This is a genomic window from Kribbella orskensis (genome assembly GCF_004342085.1).
Taxonomy (GTDB): domain Bacteria; phylum Actinomycetota; class Actinomycetes; order Propionibacteriales; family Kribbellaceae; genus Kribbella; species Kribbella orskensis.
This window is the reverse complement of the sequence record NZ_SLWM01000005.1, coordinates 490,111-503,297: the sequence shown is the minus strand read 5'-3', so window position 1 is coordinate 503,297 and position 13,187 is coordinate 490,111. Positions and strand designations below refer to the sequence as shown.

Annotated in this window: 9 protein-coding genes, 3 tRNA genes and 1 pseudogene; 7 read left to right on the top strand and 6 right to left on the bottom strand. The window is 67.6% G+C overall.

Translation table 11 applies throughout. The annotated features are described in order from the left end of the window. The first annotated feature begins 871 nt into the window (after positions 1–871). On the top strand, positions 872–3,946 hold the full coding sequence (locus EV644_RS17835) for a fibronectin type III domain-containing protein (RefSeq protein ID WP_132189374.1): 3,075 nt from the start codon (positions 872–874) through the stop codon (positions 3,944–3,946). A 454-nt stretch (positions 3,947–4,400) separates the two neighbouring features. Continuing rightward, positions 4,401–4,700, top strand: coding sequence for a winged helix DNA-binding protein (locus EV644_RS17830; RefSeq protein WP_132189373.1), 300 nt, complete (start codon positions 4,401–4,403; stop codon positions 4,698–4,700). Positions 4,701–5,065: 365 nt separating this feature from the next. Here the strand turns inward: EV644_RS17830 and EV644_RS17820 are convergent, their stop codons facing one another. Beyond that, entirely contained in the window at positions 5,066–5,710 is a 645-nt protein-coding gene (locus EV644_RS17820) for a response regulator transcription factor (RefSeq protein WP_132189372.1), read from the bottom strand. After that, positions 5,698–7,641: a sensor histidine kinase gene (locus EV644_RS17815; RefSeq protein ID WP_158292854.1), complete on the bottom strand. Its 1,944-nt coding sequence runs from the start codon at positions 7,639–7,641 to the stop codon at positions 5,698–5,700. The genes EV644_RS17820 and EV644_RS17815 overlap by 13 nt, the downstream gene beginning before the upstream one ends. Positions 7,642–7,776: 135 nt before the next feature. On the opposite strand from EV644_RS17815, the gene EV644_RS17810 reads away from it, so the two are divergent. Together EV644_RS17810 and EV644_RS47785 are read left to right on the top strand one after the other, a co-directional pair. Continuing rightward, a complete protein-coding gene (locus EV644_RS17810; RefSeq protein ID WP_132189370.1) occupies positions 7,777–8,706 on the top strand; it encodes a hypothetical protein in 930 nt (309 codons plus the stop codon). A gap of 15 nt (positions 8,707–8,721) precedes the next feature. After that, positions 8,722–8,841: pseudogene (locus EV644_RS47785) on the top strand (tyrosine-type recombinase/integrase); the annotation flags it as partial. 141 nt (positions 8,842–8,982) lie between these two features. Here EV644_RS47785 and EV644_RS17800 read toward each other — a convergent pair. The 4 genes from EV644_RS17800 to EV644_RS17785 form a co-directional block, all read right to left on the bottom strand. Next, a tRNA-Phe gene (locus EV644_RS17800) sits at positions 8,983–9,055 on the bottom strand. 51 nt (positions 9,056–9,106) lie between these two features. Then, a tRNA-Asp gene (locus tag EV644_RS17795) sits at positions 9,107–9,183 on the bottom strand. 59 nt (positions 9,184–9,242) lie between these two features. Then, positions 9,243–9,315, bottom strand: a tRNA-Glu gene (locus EV644_RS17790). Between the two features lie 200 nt (positions 9,316–9,515). Continuing rightward, the gene (locus tag EV644_RS17785) at positions 9,516–10,718 is read right to left on the bottom strand and encodes a hypothetical protein (protein WP_132189369.1); all 1,203 of its coding nucleotides are present in this window, start codon (positions 10,716–10,718) and stop codon (positions 9,516–9,518) included. Between the two features lie 183 nt (positions 10,719–10,901). Here EV644_RS17785 and EV644_RS17780 point away from each other — a divergent pair, with 183 nt between their 5' ends. The 3 genes from EV644_RS17780 to EV644_RS17765 all read left to right on the top strand — a co-directional run bounded on the left by EV644_RS17780 (position 10,902) and on the right by EV644_RS17765 (position 13,187). Next, positions 10,902–11,252, top strand: a complete 351-nt coding sequence (locus tag EV644_RS17780; RefSeq protein WP_132189368.1) for a metallopeptidase family protein — start codon at positions 10,902–10,904, stop codon at positions 11,250–11,252. A 124-nt stretch (positions 11,253–11,376) separates the two neighbouring features. After that, positions 11,377–12,462 carry a hypothetical protein gene (locus EV644_RS44575; protein ID WP_158292853.1) on the top strand — a complete coding sequence of 362 codons (1,086 nt, stop codon included), beginning with the start codon at positions 11,377–11,379 and terminating at the stop codon, positions 12,460–12,462. After that, complete coding sequence (locus tag EV644_RS17765) at positions 12,462–13,187, top strand: hypothetical protein (RefSeq protein ID WP_132189366.1); 726 nt, start codon at positions 12,462–12,464, stop codon at positions 13,185–13,187. The genes EV644_RS44575 and EV644_RS17765 overlap by 1 nt, the downstream gene beginning before the upstream one ends.

The window sequence follows — 13,187 nt, the reverse complement described above, 5'->3', positions numbered from 1 at the left end:
TCCATCAGGGGCCTCCTTCGTCGTGAAGCGTGAGCAACCCCAGCATCCGCCGGGAACCCACGAGGAGCGGAGGCCCCGCTCCTTCATCGCATCAGAAGTGTGGTCAGGGGCGGTCTCGAACCGCCGACCTTCCGCTTTTCAGATCGCTGGAACGTCGCACTCGGCTCTGGTGCCGAGCGCACTAGCCGGTGCTCGACGCCCGCCCAGAGCGGCGGCTGTAGCGACATGTTGCTGCACTGACTGCTACACCGCCCGCACCGCCTCCCGTATGTTCCAGCCCTCTGCAACTCGGCTCGTGGGGGCTGTCAACGGCAGCCATGCACGGGCAAGTGAGTGCCTAAAGGCCTGCCGTTTGCATCCTTCATGCCGCGGTGCGTGCGGTGCTGCGTGCGCTCGATTCTCCGAGCTCGGCTCAGTCAGGCAACCGGCAGTCGTCGTGGTGCAATCGATGGGAGCAGGCTGACTTCGAAACGAACGAAGTTGAGATCACTTCGCAGATCAACAGGGTCAAGGGTGCAGGTCTCGTCCGGCGTCGCACGAAGTCGCGGGCGGCGGTCGCGTGCGGAGTCTTCCTTCCTGGGCGACGCAATGGTGCAGCGCTGGCGTGGCCGCGCGGCGAATCTCTTGCAACTCGCGACCGAGTTGCTCGGCGTAGCTCGCTGTCGATTGGCTGCCGCGCCAGCCGCGGATCCTTGCGGACGTTTGTTGGGTGTCCCGGAAGCCTCCCACGGTGTCGGCGAAGATTGGCGAGCCCAGCCGCACGGTCGCTGAGCGGATGAGATCTGCGCGTTGATGCGATAACTTTCTCTGCAGTCGGCCGCCGTCGAGGATCCGCCCGCGATGGGGCCGCTTTTGATGTCCTGGGGGGACTTTGAAGCGCAAGGTAGTACTCGGTGCGGTGCTGGTCGTCGTGGCGACCCTCGCTACGTTCTTGCCGGGATTCAACGGAGCGCAGGCCGCCACCAGCGTCCCCGGGGCGCCGCGGTCGGCGACATCGTTCCCGGTCGTCGGCGCGGCTGGTGTGAAGTGGGAACCGCCGAGTGACAACCTCGACAGCCCGCCTGAGAGCTACGTGGTCATGCGCCAGCGGAAGAACGGGCATTGGGAGGACATCTCGGGCCCTGTAGATCCGTCGGTCCACCACTGGATCGACGCCAACCTGCAGCCCGGTGAGAGCCACGAGTACTACGTCGTGGCGAGGAACGAGGTCGGCGCGAGCCAGACCAGCGGCATCATCACGGCGACCCGGCCGCTGCAGGATCCCGTGACCGGCTCGGTCAACGCGCTCACCATCGATGTGAACCCGGGGTACAACGGGATTTCCCCACTAACCAACGAGGTAGCGACGTCAGTCGTCGCAGGTCAACCGGAGGGGGTGACCCGAACCCTGTCCGCGGGCGACATTCAGGTCACCCTGCCAGCGCTGCTGCCGGGCCCCGGCAGCTATGTTCCGGTCTTCCGGCTGCGCCAGGGCGAAGTTGATTGCGGCGTGCCTGACTCCGCAAAGCTCACGATCACCCAGTTGGCCTACACCGCGGATCTGCAGATCGCCCTCATGTCCGGATGGTTCTCGTTCTGGCCATGCGGTGCGGGCAGGGAAGAGGTCGTCGGTGAGATCCGCGTCAATAGCACCGAGCCCTATTCCGCGATCTCGGTGAGTTCCTACAGCGTCGACTTCGGCCGGGTGCTGGTCGGGACCACTGCCGGGCGCCCGATCACCATCACGAACGCGGGGACGACTGATCTGACCATCGCCCGGACCGAGCTGACCTCGGGCTACTCGGACCGATGGGGGGTTCGGGACGACTGCAGCGCACCACTGCCGCCCGCGTCGAGCTGCACGATGACGATCACGTTCAAGGCGACCACCACGTACCAGCTCGATGCGTGGTTCCGCATCTTCGATTCCACTCGCCAGGAATACCGTCACATCAGGGCCGTCGCAGCCGGAGAGTCCCCTCCGTCGGCTCCGGATTCGGTCGAAGCGGTGGCGACGCTCACTGGCGTCGACCTCTCGTGGACCGGTCCCAGCCAGGACGGCGCCAGGCCGGTGCAGGGCTTCGTCGTACGTCGCCACGTCGACAACACCATCACCGAGTACAAGCTGCCCGCTGACCGCCACCAGTGGATCGATCCCGACCTGACACCGGGCGCCTTCTACTCGGTGTCCGCTGTCAACGAACTCGGAGAGGGACCGCGGACCTTCCCGATCGAGCCGGCGCCGTCAAGGGAACAGATCGCAGTCTTCAGCGCGCCGACGGGTGCGGACTCGACGCTCGGAGCGGTCGGTATCTGGGGTGGAATCCAGGTCGTTCCGATCGGCTCGGACGCACCCTCCTCCAGCCGGGCCGAACTGGCTGTCTCACCGGACGGCCGGAGCCTGGCGTATACGACCGCTGAGGGCGAGAACATTGTGCTCTGGACCCGCCGAGCCGGCGGGCCGGGCAGCCACCCGGTCACCCGCGTCGTAACTGCCGCGGCCATCCACACGCCGGCCTGGTCACCGGACGGCACGCGGATCGCCTACACGACCAAGGACGGCACGGCTTCTTGTGTGGACATCGTTCCCGCCACGGGTGGCGTTCCGGCTCGGGTCGGGTGCTCCCTCGACTTTCCGGTCTGGCATCCCGACGCACAGTCTCTGATCGTCCGTGACTCCCGGATCAGCGGAGCGCCACTTGCCCGCGTAGCGGCCCGGGCGAATGGCACCCGGATCGCCATCCTGTCCGGTGCGAACGGAGCCACGCACGCGGCGGCATCCCCCGACGGCCGATGGCTCGCGTTCGTTCCTGCCGGTCAGTCGAACCGCGTCGGCATCATGCCCCTGACCGGCGGCACCGCCCGGCTCAGTGCGGAGCTTCCCCCGTCGTCGATCCTGCGAGTCTCCTGGCGGCCTGACGCGAACCAGCTCGGCGTACTCAGCCGTCAGTCCGGTCTCGACCGCATCCATGCCGTTCCGGTGTCAGCCGGCGTCCCGGACATGCCGAGGTTGTTGCTGCAGTCGGCCTCCGACCAGACCATTCACGACCTCCAATGGCAAGGTCTCGCCACCCTCATCAAGCCAACGCCCGGCGTCACGGGTCCGTCGCCGTCGATCGCGTTCGACACCAGCGGGTTGCAGAGCGGGTCGACCATCACCTGCCAGATCGACGAACGCGCCCCGGTGAGCTGCGCATCGCCGTACCGCCCGACCGGGCTGACCAGCGGACCGCACACCCTGCGCGTGATCGCCCAGGAGCCGGGTGGACCGACGTTCTTCGGCCGGAAGGTCGTTGCGGCGCGCGCCTTCACGGTGGACGCGACCGCTCCCGCGGCCTCCATCGTCGCCCCGACCTTCGCGGCTACCGTCGCGCCGAGCGCCACCGTGACCTACACGGCAACCGACTCCTCAGGAGTCGCCTCGTACGACCTTCGTTATCGGACGGCATCGTCGTCCGGTGCCTTCAGCAACTACGTGTATCCGAAGGCCGGAACGACAGGACGCAGCTACGTCCTCGCTTTGGCAGGCGGGTATGAATACTGCGTCTCCGTCCGCGCCCGCGATCTCGTCGGCAACACGTCGGCCTGGACCGCCGAGAGGTGTTTTTCCAGGCCACTGGACGACCGTTCGCTGAGCGCCGGTGCCGGCTGGATCCGCGGTACGGCGGCGGGCCTCTACTACAGCACGTCAACCTCGAGCACCAGGTACGACGCGTCGCTGACCCGGGCTGTCAAGATGAAGCGGGCTTATCTGCTGGCCACCAAGTGCTCCGCCTGCGGAGTCGTGGCGGTGTATCTCGGCACCCGGTACCTCACGACGATCAACCTGTACGCCGCCACGACGCAGCGGCAAGTGCTGATCGGTATTCCGGCACAGACCTCGGCGATCAGCGGCACACTACGGATCGCCACCAGGTCCACCGGCAAGCTCGTTCAGATCGACGGTCTCGCCATCCGCCAGACGTGACCGAGTCCTTCTGTTGGCGGCCGTCGGAATCTGCCCGCGCGCGTGGTCAGCGGCTGCGTGGAGACGGCCAGGCTCGTCACGGAACCGGCGCCGAGGCAGAGGAAGACCGGCTCTGCCTCCCGGTAACGTGACTAGGCGTATGGCATGGACGTGCTGGAAGCCGACACGTCTGACCTGACTCGTGCCACGCCGTGGTGACTTGACGGTCGGCAGGCCGGTTACCTGCGTCTTTGTCGCTGAGGTCGGGCTGTTTTGGTTACTAGAACGCTGCTTGGATAGCCTGCTTGCGTGGCGTCGCGGTTTGTGCGGAGGGTTTGGACCGCGTCCGGGGCGGTCGCGGTGCAGATCGTGTCCAAGGTGCGTGGGTTGAGCACACCGGTTCGGCGCGGACCGATGCCGAGTTGGGGCTGGTGCTCGCGGCCACGGGCCGCTCACCCCGAGCGCACTCGGCGGGATGCCCGTCTGCGAGACCGGTAACAGCCCCAGCCGACTGGTGGATCGCCTGGTCAGCCAAGGGCTGGTCCAACGCGACACCGATCCGGACGACCGGCGCTGCCTGGCGCTGAGCCTGACCGCTGAGGGCAAAGCGCTCAGCAAACGCATCGTCGTGGCCGAGGACGCACTGCACGACGCCATCGATCAACTGGTCGCCGGACAACCGGTGGACGAGACCATCACCACACTGCGCGCGGTCGCAAATGCCTTTTCCGCGGGACAGGCTCTGGCTCGGCGGCGTGCTGCCCAGGAGGGCTGAACCCATGGAACAAGCGAGTCTCGCCATCAACGGATCACCTGCCGACGTACTGCTCGACCCCTCGCTCTGCCGTTGTGGAACGAGGCTTTCCTCAGCTTCGACGGTCCTGCCACCCTCGCTGTCGGCGTGCGGTACACGCTGCCGGCTCGCCCCGGCCTGAGTGGTTGGCTGGAGTACACCGCGATCACCCGGGCCGGATCGAGATGAGCTGGCAGGTTCCGGTGCTTCCGTGAGCGCGGTGAGTAGCTGCTCGAGGACGGGTGGTCGCTCACTCGTTCGAACACGCCGGCCCGTTGGCCGCAGTACGGCGCTCCGCCTACCGCGGTGCCGCCGCAGTACGCCTGGAGCGGTTGCGGGACAGGGTCCTAGGCGTTGCCTGAGGCCCGTAAATAGGTGAGCACCGCATGCACCCGGCGATGCGTGGCCGCCGATTCGTCGAGCGCCAGCTTCTGGAAGATCGAGCGCAGGTGACTCTCGACCGTGCGGTCGGTGACGAAGAGCTTGCCGGCGATCGCGGCGTTCGAGTGCCCCTCGGCGACCAGACCGAGTACCTCCAGTTCCCTTGGTGACAAGGGTTCCAGCTCCGATCGCCGGGGAGCGAGCAGTGCCGAGACGACGGCCGGGTCGAGCGCAGAACCACCGGAGGCGACCCGTTCGAGAGCGTCGAGGAAGTCCTCGACCCGGAGCACCCGATCCTTGAGCAGATATCCGAACGCCCCGGTCGACACCAACTGCACGGAGTGCCGGGTCTCGAGATGCTGCGACAGCAACACGATCGGCTGCTCCGGTCGACGCCGCCGGATCTCGCGGGCCGCCTCTGCTCCGTCGTCGGTCATCGTCGGCGGCATCCGCACATCGATCACCGCGACCGAGGGCTCGTGCTCAATGACCGCGTCGACCAGGCCGTCCGCGCCGGCCAGGGACGCCACCACCTCGTGCCCCGCGGCGGTCAGCAACCCGGCGAGGCCTTCCCGGAACAGCGCCGAGTCCTCCGCGATCAGGACGCGCACGGCAGCACCGCCTCGACCGTCGTACCGCCCGTTGGTCCACAGGTCACAGTCAGACGGCCGCCGACGGAACCGACGCGATCCCGCAAGGCGGTCAGACCGGCGTCGACCGGTACGCCGCCGATCCCGTCGTCGATCACCGCGACGTGCAGGCGGTTGCCGTGACGTTGGACGGTGATGCCGATCCGGGATGCGCGTGCATGCTTGAGGACGTTCGCCATCGCCTCCGCGACCACGAAGTACGCGGTCACCGTGACGACTTCGGAGCTTGTCGTCTCCTCGACGACGAAGTCGACCGGCAACGGGCACTTGGCGCCGAGCCGGGCCAGCGCGGCAGGAAGGCCGTCGTCCAGGCTGGCGGGCCGTACGCCGTGGGCAAGTCGGCGGAGCTCGCCGACCGTGGCCTCCAGCCGTTCGACGGCCAGTTCGAGATCGCCGGAGACCGGGTCGTCCGGTCGCAGCCGGTACTGCGCAGCCCGCAACTGCATGCCGATGGCAACAAGTTGCTGCTGGGCACCGTCGTGCAGGTCGCGTTCCAGCCGGCGGCGTTCGTCGATCGTGGCCGAGACCAGGCGTCGACGGCTCTCGTCCACCTCGGTCAGCGCCCGCCGCAGCCCGATCCGGAGCCGGCTGACCTCGATCGGCAACCGCGCGGCCGACGCGGCCAGCTTCGCCCGGCGCAGGCGGCGCAATGAGCCGGGACGAACCAGGATGACGCCGATGTCCGCACTGGTGGTCCGTAGCGGCACCCCGACCCGGTCATCTCCCGCCACCTGCCCGGTGCCCGTCAGATCCACCAGCCCGGTCCCGGCCGGATCGGCCAGCAGCAAGGTCAGCTGGGGATCCCGGACCGCGGACCTCAGCACTTGCTCGACCTCCTCGGGCTCGGCCGATCCATCACGCACCTGTTTGACGAATCGCTCGATCTGCGCCACCAGCACAGTCCGGTCGCGGTCGAGCAGCTTTCCGACCGCACCATGAATCCTTCGATACAACGGCAGCACCAGGACAGCGACCAGGAACACTGAGCCTGTCAGCCCGATCACGGAGTCCCGCCCGGCCACGTACCCAGTGAGAACGACACCACTCGCCAGCAGCCCGGCGGCGATCAGCGTCGTCAGCACCCAGGCCACCGAGTCGCTCAGGATCCGGTCGATCTCGAACAGGTCGTACCGTAGTACCGCGATGGCGACGGCAGCCGGAACGAGGACCAGAATCCCCAGCAGGAAAGCCGAATAGGCCGCCTCGCCGATTAATCCGAAGGCGTTGACGATCCAGCTGGCCACCATCAAGGCCACCACGGCACCGGTCGCCAGTATCAGCCAGCGCAACTGTTGCTTCGTCCGCTCGTTCCCGCGCCGGTAGCGCAGCACGATACTGATGCTGCAGGCAACTACCACGGCCAGGAGGAACGTCAGCGCACCGATCATCAGCGGCATCGCGATCGGCTCCGGCACAAGCACGGGAGCCGTGAAGACGTGGGGCTCGCCGTAGTCCATCGTGACGGTCATCGCCACGCCGACAACGAGGGCCGACACCGGGACGCCGACGGCGATGACCATCCAGCGGCGACCGGCGAGCAACCCGTCCGGGAAGACCAGCAGCAGCGCCAGAAAGCCGGTGAGCTGCCACGGCCAGCCGACCGCGCTCAGCGCATTGGCGAAGTCCGCTGCAGACCAGGGCATCTGGCCCCAGGCATCGAGCGCGGGGATGACGAGCAGGGACGCGGCCAGCCAAGCCACTGCCGCGCCAACAGGTGAAGCAGGCGCACGTACGGCGAGTAGCCAGGCCAGCGCGAGAGGTACCAGCGCCAGCAGATAGACGGCCACCGGCCACCCATCGCCGGCCGGGTGGAACGCGCTCAGGGCAAGGACCAGTCCGGCAGCGGCGCACACGGCGGTCGCGAGCCAGATCGGCCAAAACCTGAGGCCCATGCACGCATTGTCCACTGGATTCGCCCATCCGGTGATCAGTGCCAGTACGGACCGTCGGATCAGGGCAGACCTCGATGCGCCGGACGACGTCGGCAGGTGACCTTGGATCATCCACCAAACTCCGGAGGGATCTCCATGATCGCCATTCTGACCATTCTCGTCGCCTTGCCACTCGGACTCCTGGTCCGCAATCGGCTGGCCGCCCACCTGATCTACGCGATCCTGTTCGCGCAGGTCTTCACATTCCAGACAGCCACCCTGATGATGGAGTGGGTCAAAGGCTCCACTGAGGCCTTCTCCGCCGACCCGACCAAGGGCTCCTTCGGCTACCTGGCCTTCACCAGCACCATCTACGCCGGCGGCTTCGGCCTCATCACCCTCGGCCACTGGCTCCGCAACCGCCGCCGTACAGGCACGGACGCGAGCAATGCGGTCCACGCCACGACATCAAGACATTCGGGGAAAAGCGGAGGCACTTCCATGGAACTGAAACGCAGAGCAGCGATCGCCAGCGGAGCCATTCTGCTCGCACTGGCGACATCGGCGGGCCTGGCCGGCCCGGCCGCGGCCGAAACGCTGGAGCACGAGCACTTCACAGACTCCCGCACAGACGTGGAAGAGGACTTCTGCGGTGCGGGCATCACCGTCCAGTTCGACTTCCAGGTCGAGGGGAACTTCGTGCTGCACGCGAAGGGCCCGGAGGGTCTCGTCTACTCCCAGGAGGTCGTCCATGGCACCGCCACGCTCACCAACCTGGCGAACGGCAACCAGATCACCAACGTGTTCAACTCGGCCGCCAAGGACAGGAGAGTGACGGACAACGGCGACGGCACCCTGACGATCCTGGTCGCCCCGACCGGTGGCGACAAGTGGTACGACTCCGACGGCAAGCTGGTCTTCCAGGACAGCGGTGGCCTCTGGACCGAGATCCTGGTCGACGACGGCGGCACACCGACGGACCCCTCGGACGACGAGTTCATCTCCGCGCGGGAGGTCAAGGATCCCGGCAAGGACGACCTCACCAACGACAACTTCTGCGATCAGATTCTCTCTGTCATCGGATGAGGCGAGCTGGGGGAGATGCGCTTCCATGACCTCCGTCACAGTTGCGTGACGCTGCTCCTGCTGCTCGGAGTGCCGCCGCACATCGTCCAGGCGATCGTCGGGCACGCTGACGTGCACGTGACGATAACGATCTACGCTCACGCGTCGCTGGAGGACCAGCGGAGGCCCTCGACAAGCTGGCGGTCCTGCTCGCCGGATGGGGGCGTTGCTGGACCTGTTGCTGGACTAGCGGGAGGATCGGCGGTTCTCAGACTGAGAAACCGCAGGTCAGAGGGGTGGTCAGGGGCGGTCTCGAACCGCCGACCTTCCGCTTTTCAGGCGGACGCTCTACCAGCTGAGCTACCTGACCGGGAGAGAAAATTGGCGGCGGTGTGTGTTGACACCCGCCGCCATTCTCTCCTGGCGACCCAGACGGGACTCGAACCCGCGACCTCCGCCGTGACAGGGCGGCACGCTAACCAACTGCGCTACTGGGCCAGATTGCTCGATGATGCTACACCATCGTTCGAGCGGTACTGACATCGGTCTTTCGACCGTATCCCCAACGGGATTCGAACCCGCGTTACCGCCTTGAAAGGGCAGCGTCCTAGGCCACTAGACGATGGGGACTCGGACCCGCGGGAGCCGAAGCTCCAGGGACAGCCGTAAGCATAGATGAGACCGGCCCAGGCTCCAAAACGAGTTCCTGGCAACGCGAAAGACGGGGTGGCGAGCAGGGCGAAGGCCGGGGTGGAGCAACGCGAAAGACGCGGGGGAGGACGTGGTGCGCCGGAGGGGAGGTGCCGGCGCACCACGTGGTCAGGGGGTGATCAGTTGGCCGCGTCCGGGGCGATCAGCTGCGGGTACTGGGCGGCGAACAGCTGGTAGAACGACATCGCCGGGAGGATGTGGCCCTGCGGGCGAGCGCTGTCCGCCAGGCCGTAGGCCCACAGCGCCGTACCCATCCGCTGGTTCGGGGTGCCGTGGTGGCCATCCGCGGAGAAGCCGCAGTCGCCGAGCTGGTAGAACATCTGCCCGAACAGCTGGACGCGCTGCCACTGCATCGAGGCGCCGCGGGCGTGGGTGAGGAAGTACGAGCTGAACGCGTCCGCCATCAGCTCCGCCCAGCGCGAAGCCTCGGGGCCTGGCAGGTCCGTCCGCATCAGGCCGTCGGCGAACTGGATGTGGTGGCCGAACTCGTGCGCCAGGATTGCCTGCGGCGCCACGTCGCCGAGTCCCACCTTCGCGAAGCCGTCGAAGACGCCGTCGCCCAGGGCGATCCGCTTCGGTGCCGTGCCGTAGCTGCCGAGGTCTTCGCCGCCCGAAGCCGCGTACGCGTTGAAGGTGAACACGGGCAGGTCGCCGTATCCGAGGGCGGCGCTGTTGAGCTCCTTGGCGACGAGGTCCGCCGAGACTCTGGACTGCGCCGGGTTGAGGCCGTAGACGACAGTGAAGACCCGGTACTTGACCTCGGCGTCCAGCATCGAGCGGCCGTGGGCCGGCACCATCTGGATGTCGCCGGACGGAATGTCCCAGAAGCCCTTCAGATCGCGGAAGGTGCGGTCGGCCTGGTTCGTGAATTCGCCGCGCGCCCCGTACGTGAACGGCCCGGTCTGCGGGAGGTAGGCGGCGTCCACGAGCGCCATGTTGAACAGCAGCACGTGCAGTACTGCGAGCCGCTGCTCGAACGTCCAGCCAGTGGTGTCCGGCAGGATCGCATCGACCACCGGCGGGTTGGCGGCCGGGCAGTCGTACTGGGTCGGGTCGATCGCCTCGATCAGCGCGTCCTGCACCGCGTTGCTCTCAAGTCCGAGGTCTGCCCTGACGGCGGCGGCGCGCTCGCGCAGAGCGGGCAGGGCATCCACGATCTGCTGGACCTCGGGGGAGAGGTTCTGCGGGCCGGAGGCGGTAGGTGCCGCGGCGACGGTCGCCACTGCGGTCGGTACGGCGGCGGCTGGGAGCGGGGCGGTGGCCAACCCGAGGGCGAGGGCGGCGGTGGTGACCGCGGATGCCCAGAACGTGCGGTTTCTCATACTGATCTCTCCTGGAACCGGGGGACGGAAGAGGCGGCCGCCGGGACGCGACCGATGGCCGTCAGTATTCGCGCGGGTAGCGTTCGCTACGAGATCTCACCGTGTCGGAAACCGGCAAGTCAGGAACCTGTCGCGGCGGCGCGGAACGACAGGCTTGTACTCCGACCCGCCTACGCTGGCCGGGTGATCGAGATGAGCCGGGCTGATTTCGAGGTGCTGGTGTCCGAGGCGCTGGACCAGGTTCCGCCTGAGCTGGCGGCGCTGATCGACAACGTGGCCGTGTTCGTGGAGGACGATGCCCCGGACAGCGACCCGCACCTGCTCGGCATCTACGAGGGCATCCCGCTGACCGAGCGCGGGAACTACTACGGCGGCGTGCTGCCGGACCGGATCACCGTCTACCGCAACCCGACGCTCGAGATCTGCGACACGGTCGAGGACGTCGTCGACGAGGTCAACATCACAGTGGTGCACGAGATCGCGCACCACTTCGGCATCGACGACGCCCGCCTGCACGACCTCGGCTACGGCTGAGCGATGTCAGTTGCTGCAATCTTCCGGAGCCAGGGAGCAGTGGGACCTCGCGTGTTATAACCTCTGCCGGTCGGAACCGGGTACCGACGCGTTCGACCCGCGCCAATCTGATGAGGTCTCCACCGTGAGCGACCAAGCACCCCTGCCTCCGTCCCAGCCGTACGGTCCTCCACCCGGACCCCCGCAGTACGGGCCGCCACCCGGACCTTCGGAGTACGGGCCGCCCGGGGTTACGCAGTACGGACCACCGCCCGGACCACCGCAGTACGGACCACCACCCGGGGCTGCGCCGTATGATCCTCCGCCCGAAGCCCCGCAGTACGGCGTGCCGACCGGGCCGCCGCAGTACGGGCCGCCTCCGGAAGGTCCGCAGTACGGCGTGCCGACGGGACCGCCGCAGTACGGACCCCAGCAGTACGAGGGTCCGCCGGGCGGGTATGGGGGTGCGCAGGGGTTCGTCGGGGTGCCTCCGGGGCGGAGAGGGAGGCGGTGGCTGCTGCCGGGGGCGATTGCTCTGGTGGTCGCGTTGATCGGTGGTGCGGGAGTGCTCGTAGCGAGCCGCGGCGCCGGGAGCGGGAACGATGCGGCGGGTCCGGAGCCCACCGGTTCCTACACCGACGGTCTCTCGTCGACCGGCCCGACGTCGACCGCCCCGTCTGAGCAGCCAACCGAGCCGACCGAACCGACAGAGCCCACCGAGCCGGTGCCGACACCCACGGCCGTGGAGAAGCGCCGGACGGTCAAGGATGTCGACCGCGGTATCGAGGTGTACGACGACGTCTACGTCGAGCTCGCGAAGGGATGGCAGAAGCTCCACACGACGAAGTACTCCGTGACGCTGGGGGCAAAGGGCCGGGGTGTCGCGTATGTCATCGTGAGCCCGGTCGGTTACCCGGCGGCCGCGGCGGCGCCCGCGATGGTCGGCATCGTGAAGAAGGCCGACAACCTGACTGGCGTGCAGAACGGCAAGGTCACGACCCTCAAGCCGGCCAACTCGAACATCGGGAGCCAGGCAAGGCTGTCATTCACGGGCCGGTTCAAGCAGGACGGGGCGACGATCTCGCTGGCCGGGCGGTGTACGACGATGACCGGCGTCGAGTCGATCCACAACGTCACCGTGGCGGTGTGCGTCGAGGCCCGCAAGGACGACACCGCGGCCGCGTACCGCGACGCCAGCCGCATGCTCGCCTCGGTCGCGCGGTCCATCTGATGCACGAACCACCCGACCGGCAAACGGAGTACCGGCAAACGGAGTACCGGGAACCGGAGTACCGGCGGCCCGGAGATTCCATCAGCAACACCAGGATCGCGCTGCTCGCCCTCGGCCTGCTCGTGCTGGTCGTAGGGCTCTTCGCCGGGGCCGGCGTCCTGGTCCGGCAGACCGACACCTCCGCCCAACCGGTGGCGGTTCGGGCAACACCCACCCCCGCCGAAGTGATCCCCTCCCGGAACCCTCGCCGCGAGCCGGACCTCGACGTCGGTACGCCGGTCGAACAAGGCGTCTTCGTGCAGATCGCCAGAGGCTGGACCAAGCAGACCTACGACCACCTCGGTATCCGGGTCACTTCCTTCGAGCGAGGCGCCGAGGCAAGGTTCTACGTGGTGACGAACCCGGTCACCTCCCTACCGCTACTGCGCCCGGACGTGGACGCGTTCGCCGAGACGCAGGACCTGCGCGATGTCCGGTACGGCCGGGCCGTGCCGGTACCGCCGCCTAACCTCAACGTCGTGGAGGCGGCCCGAATCAGCTTCACCGGGCGGCGCACCGAGGACGACCTGGTCTATTCGTTCGCCGGCGAGTGCCTGCGGCTGCGTGGCGCGCCGACGGTCAACGACGTGAGCGTCAGCATCTGCTTCGCGGCCTATGTTCAGGACCTCGACACCGTGCGCGCCGAGGTCCGGCAGATGACCGGGACAGTGGCCAAGTCGATCTGA

What these genes read in the sequence shown, in the direction of transcription:
- EV644_RS17815 (WP_158292854.1), bottom strand. Translation starts at nt 7,641, where the DNA reads ATGGGCCTCAGGTTTTGGCCGATCTGGCTCGCGACCGCCGTGTGCGCC.
- EV644_RS17785 (WP_132189369.1), bottom strand. Translation starts at nt 10,718, where the DNA reads ATGAGAAACCGCACGTTCTGGGCATCCGCGGTCACCACCGCCGCCCTC.
- EV644_RS17810 (WP_132189370.1), top strand. Translation starts at nt 7,777, where the DNA reads ATGATCGCCATTCTGACCATTCTCGTCGCCTTGCCACTCGGACTCCTG.
- EV644_RS17765 (WP_132189366.1), top strand. Translation starts at nt 12,462, where the DNA reads ATGCACGAACCACCCGACCGGCAAACGGAGTACCGGCAAACGGAGTAC.
- EV644_RS17830 (WP_132189373.1), top strand. Translation starts at nt 4,401, where the DNA reads ATGCCCGTCTGCGAGACCGGTAACAGCCCCAGCCGACTGGTGGATCGC.